Source organism: Protofrankia sp. Cr1 (assembly GCF_963555865.1).
Taxonomy (GTDB): Bacteria; Actinomycetota; Actinomycetes; order Frankiales; family Frankiaceae; genus Protofrankia.
Window position 1 is genome coordinate 1 of the sequence record NZ_CAUVXO010000416.1, and the last position, 4,725, is coordinate 4,725.

Annotated in this window: 3 protein-coding genes and 1 pseudogene; 1 reads left to right on the forward strand and 3 read right to left on the reverse strand. The window is 67.6% G+C overall.

What is annotated here, in order from left to right:
* Positions 1-499: 499 nt before the first annotated feature.
* The 3 genes and pseudogenes from U9980_RS22670 to U9980_RS22680 all read right to left on the reverse strand — a co-directional run.
* Entirely contained in the window at positions 500-1,648 is a 1,149-nt protein-coding gene (locus U9980_RS22670) for a helix-turn-helix domain-containing protein (RefSeq protein WP_416210358.1), read from the reverse strand.
* An 88-nt stretch (positions 1,649-1,736) separates the two neighbouring features.
* Entirely contained in the window at positions 1,737-2,543 is an 807-nt protein-coding gene (locus tag U9980_RS22675; protein WP_322769789.1) for a hypothetical protein, read from the reverse strand.
* 571 nt (positions 2,544-3,114) lie between these two features.
* A pseudogene (locus U9980_RS22680) lies at positions 3,115-3,624 on the reverse strand (NlpC/P60 family protein); the annotation flags it as partial.
* A 99-nt stretch (positions 3,625-3,723) separates the two neighbouring features.
* On the opposite strand from U9980_RS22680, the gene U9980_RS22685 reads away from it, so the two are divergent.
* Positions 3,724-4,725 (forward strand): tyrosine-type recombinase/integrase (locus tag U9980_RS22685; protein ID WP_322769791.1); only part of this gene is annotated, 1,002 nt, incomplete at its 3' end.

The following is a 4,725-nucleotide window of genomic DNA, read 5'->3' on the forward strand; positions in this document are numbered from 1 at the left end:
CGGCATACGGGTTTGCCTCTTGTCTCGTGGGCTCGGAGATGTGTATAAGAGACAGGTGTGGGCGTCTCTCCGCGGCCGGCGCCGACCGCCGGATCTCGGCGCTCCCGTACTGGGCATCCCGTTGGGGCACTGGTCGAATCAGCGCGATGGACAGCGTCGAGTTGCTTGATCGGTTGTGTCGGCTGCGCCGAGCCCAGGTCGGCACTGTCCGGGTGCTCCACAAGCTGCCGCTGTTATTGTGTCTGTTCGGGCCGGTTGGCCACCCACGGGGAGCAGCGAGGCGAGCTCCGCTGACGCGGAACAGCCGGTCAGCGGAGCTGATCAACCAGTTCGGTCCGCCGGTGCGGCGTCCAACGGCACAGCAGCGGGCAGCGATTCCGTTCGTGCATCTCGAACGCGAGCTGTGGGATCTGCGTGACGCCGCCGGTGAGCCGCTCGGTCCGGACCTACCGGAGCGAGGGTGTGCAGCTCCTCAGTGACGCAATCAGTGAAACGTCAATCAAGGAGCCGGAATGGTACTTGGGAGCACGTCTCGTGATTCGCCGCTGAGCAAGCGGAGGACCGGTCGCTGCTCTTCGACGCCGAGCATCTGTCGGACCCGCGGCACGTTCCAGGCCAGTTCCCGAGCGAGGTCTGTGATCGTCAGGCCATGGTCACAGGCCAGGGCGAACGCCTGGGACAGCAGTGCTGGTAGCTCACCGGGGTAACCGGCCGGGGGCTCCGAGGCGAAGCCGGGTTGCCCTTGCAGGCTGTGCAGGCGCTGGTACGCGCGGCTAGCCGAGGAGTCCGACAGCAGGCCGAGCTCGCGGCAGCGGTAAAGCAAGGACTTCACCGACACTCCCCAGGAGCTACGCAGTTGCGACAGCCTGTGCAGATCGGCCCGCGCGGGTAGCTCGGGCAAGATCGTCTCCCGGGGGGTGAGGAACTCGGCGGCGAAGGTGTCCGCTTCCCGCTCTTGGGTGATGTCACCGGGAGTGACATCACCATGCAGCACCAGGTGGCCCAACTCGTGGGCCGCGCTGAATCGGTGGCGGTACACGTCGTCGGTCTTGTTCGGCGTCAGCACGATCACCGGACGGGGTAGCCGCGAGGTGGAGAAGGCGTCGACTGACCGCATGTCTTCGTCGCGTTGTGGGGCGTACACGACGATTCCATGTGCTTCCAGGCGCCGCACCAGGTGGGTGATCGGCCCGATGCCTAGGCCCCACGCGGCTCGCAGGGCACGGGCGGCGGCGGGGGGGTCACTGGGTAGTTCAGTGCCGGGATGGACCTCGCCGCCAGTGAAGCCGGGAAGGTCAACCAGGGGAAGCTGGACCCGCTTCTCCAAGGCGTAGGTCAACTCCCAGACCTGCTCGGTGAACGCGATGGCCTTGGCTCGTTGATAGGCGCGGGTACTGCGCAGGCTGCGGAAATGCGCGGCCGAGGAGTCCAGCCGCGCGTGAGGGCGTCCTGTCAAGAAGAATGTCAGGGGAACCTCCAGAACGTCGGCCAGCCGCGGCAGGAGATCGGGGCGAGGTCGGTTGGTGCCCATCTCGTACTGGCTGACCGCAGCCGGGGTCACCCCGAGTTCGTCGGCCAACCGCCGCTTGGTCATCCCGACGAGGTTGCGGGCCTGCGTCAACCGGGTGGGGTCGAACGCCTGGTGCACCTCGGCCGGCGAGGGCTGCCCAGTACCAGGGCGACCTGCGCGAGCGCTGCGGGTGCCGGGTGCGGCGAACAGCGACGGCTGGATGTCCTTACTCATCGCCGTCTTCTGCGTCGGGGGTGGCTTCTTCCGCTTCGGTAGAGGGGAGCTGCGTGGTCGCGGTGCGCGGGGCCATACCGAGCGGAGGCAGATCGCCCTCGGCGAAGCCCGCCGCGGCACCGGCCGTCCTTGTCGTACGGAGGTCACTACGGCGCCCGTCGGCGGTCTTCGTGGTCGCGATGCTCATATCGAGCCGCTCGGGCGACCACACCATGGTGCCGTTGTCCTCCAGCGAGTCCGGCGTACCCCACCAGGCGGCCAACACCTCGTCGCTGTCGGCGTTGGCCACGTACGCGACGTAGATCACCACCAGATTCTCTGCCTTGGCTGCCGCGGCGGCCTGGGCCACCGTCGGGTTAGTCGTCGTCCCGGCGTCACCCGGGACGTCGAACAGCGTTGGAGCCGATACCACACCGTTGTTCCGCGAGACCTCTCGGGGGATCTTGTTACTCAGCTTCGCGCTGGAGATCGGTTCCTTCAACGACGTCGCGTGACGGAACGGGATCAGCACCCGTCCGTTGATCACAGCCAGGCTGTACGAGGCACCCTTGGGCTTGTGGGCCTGATAGTCGCGAAGGTCGGCCAACTCGAACTGCTCGACGACGAACTTGTAGCGGGTGGCCCACATGCTGCCGTAAGCCCGCTTGTCCCCAGTCCCTTCGCGCTCGGCCATCTCCTGCACCAGACGGGCTGCCCGCTGGCCACGCACGAGGCCAGTGACCACGTGCCGCACCACCTCCGCTGCGTGGTCGCCGAACTGCTCGACGGCCCACCTCGATGGCATGGCCCCAGCACTCATGATCCCTCCACAGGACGTCCGCTTACTGAACGTGGATTAACATACCATGAGTGCTTAACTTTTCTGCACTACCTGCCCATCGCGGTTGCTCCGCCCACGCCGGTTCGGCCAAACACCGCATCTGCACAGCCCCGAAACCACCATGGTCGACAGCATGCGGGTTGCGGCCGACACCGAAGCGCGATCCGTCACCGTGCACCCCTCGCACCGCGCCCGCCGCGGGCGCAGCCGCACCCTGACCAGTCCCGGTCCCCGCAGCACCCGGGCGGCCGCCGACCCCCACGGCCCGAGCCGGCCCTGACACGCAGGACAACGAAAGGCACCAGCGGCCAGCCGCCGTTCGACCGAACCTGGATCGGCCTCTACCGTGAGCACAGCGCCTCTAAGCGCTACCCGCGGCCCTTCCGGCTCAGCTCCGCCTAAGAGATCACCGGGAGGGCCGTTCCACGTCCACCGTCGGCACGGTGCCGCCGCCAACGAACACGGACGATCTCACGGCGACCGGTTCCACCCGTCGGCACGTACCACGACGCGTCGACCCCAGCCCGTCGGCATTTTCAGAGACGCTCAACACGGCGGGTCCGGCGTCGTATTGGGTCTGCGCGGTGCGGGGTAGCTCGATGCCGGCGGCCTCGTAGGCGGCGTGGGTGAGGCCGGAACAGTCCCATCCACCGTCTTGGGGGCCGTTTCCGCCCCAGAGGTAGGGGATGCCGAGCTGGCCCTGGGCGTAGGTGACAGCGGCAAGCGCCGCGTTACTGGGGGTGGTGTCCGCACCGAAGCCGGCATCGGACCCGTACTGGGCGGCTTGGGCGATTACTTCAGACACGTACCATTCAGCATGGTTGTACTGAAAGATCGCGTTGTGGAGGTTCGTGGCGGCGCCGTTGTCGCAGAGGTAGGCCGCGGCGGCGTAGACGGCGTCGTGGGGGTTGTAGAGCGACTGCGGGCTGGCGCCGCCCGGCGGCAGCGGGTGGTGGGCGACGACCTCGGCGAACGTCGGGGCGAGGAACTGCATGGGTCCTGCGGCCCCGGCGCTGTTGGTGCCGCTGACCACACCCGGCAGCCGACTACGACCATGATCGCCCCGTTGACCGGACTACCAGGGGACACGCCGCGGAGGTGCTGGGCTCGCGGATTCTTGATCGGTAGGAGTCATGCAGCTTTGTCGATGGGAGGCTGCATGTCGGAGCAAATGGCCTGGGATGTCGAGATGATTCGTCTGCCCCGATGGGGGCGGGTCGTGCCGGTGACGGGCGTCCTGCCGTGGCTGGTGGTTGACCATGCTGGGAAGGAGGTCGAACCGGTCCGGCGGTTTCTGCTGGATTTCCTCGCGCGCGGGAACCGGCACGGCAGCGTCCGCAGCTATGCGTACGACCTGTTGCGGTGGTGGCGTTGGCTCCAGGTCGTCGGCGTGGAATGGGATAAGGCTACGTCGGCCGAGGTCCGGGATTTCGTGCTGTGGTTGCAGCAGGCCGAGAAGCTGCGGAATTCGGCGCGGACGCGGTCGGCGGCTACGGCCGGCACGGTCAATCCTGTCACCCGTAAGCGGTATCTCGGTGACAGCTACGAGGCCCGGACGATTCGGCACAGCAATGCCGTGCTCCGCAGCTTCTACGAGTTCTGGATCGAACTCGGCGACGGGCCGCTGGTCAATCCGGTGTCGGTGGAACGCGGGAAGAGCAGCAGGCCGAACCAGCATCGCAGTCCGTTGGAGCCGCTGCGCCCGACGGGGCGGGTTCGTTACAACCCGAAGCTGCCCAAGCGCCGGCCCCGGGAGATACCTGACGGGCAGTGGAAGGACTTGTTCGGCGCGCTGCGCTCGAACCGGGACCGGGGCATCCTCGCGCTGGCGGTGAGTAATGCTGTGCGCGCCAGCGAGCTGCTCGGGCTGCGGGGCGTGGACCTGGACTGGGGCGAGCAGACGGTTCGGGTGACCCGGAAGGGGACCGGCGCCGAGCAGTGGCTGCCGGCCAGCCCGGAGGCATTCGTCTGGATCCGGCTTTACCTCTCCGAGATCGGCGAACTGGACCCCGGCGAGCCGATCTGGTGGACGCTGCGCCGCCGTGACCACGGCGACGGGCTACGCCGCCAGCCGATGACCTATGAGACGTTGCGGGCGGTGTACCGGCGCGTCAACGTGGTGCTGGGGACCAACTACTCGACGCACGACCTGCGTCATACC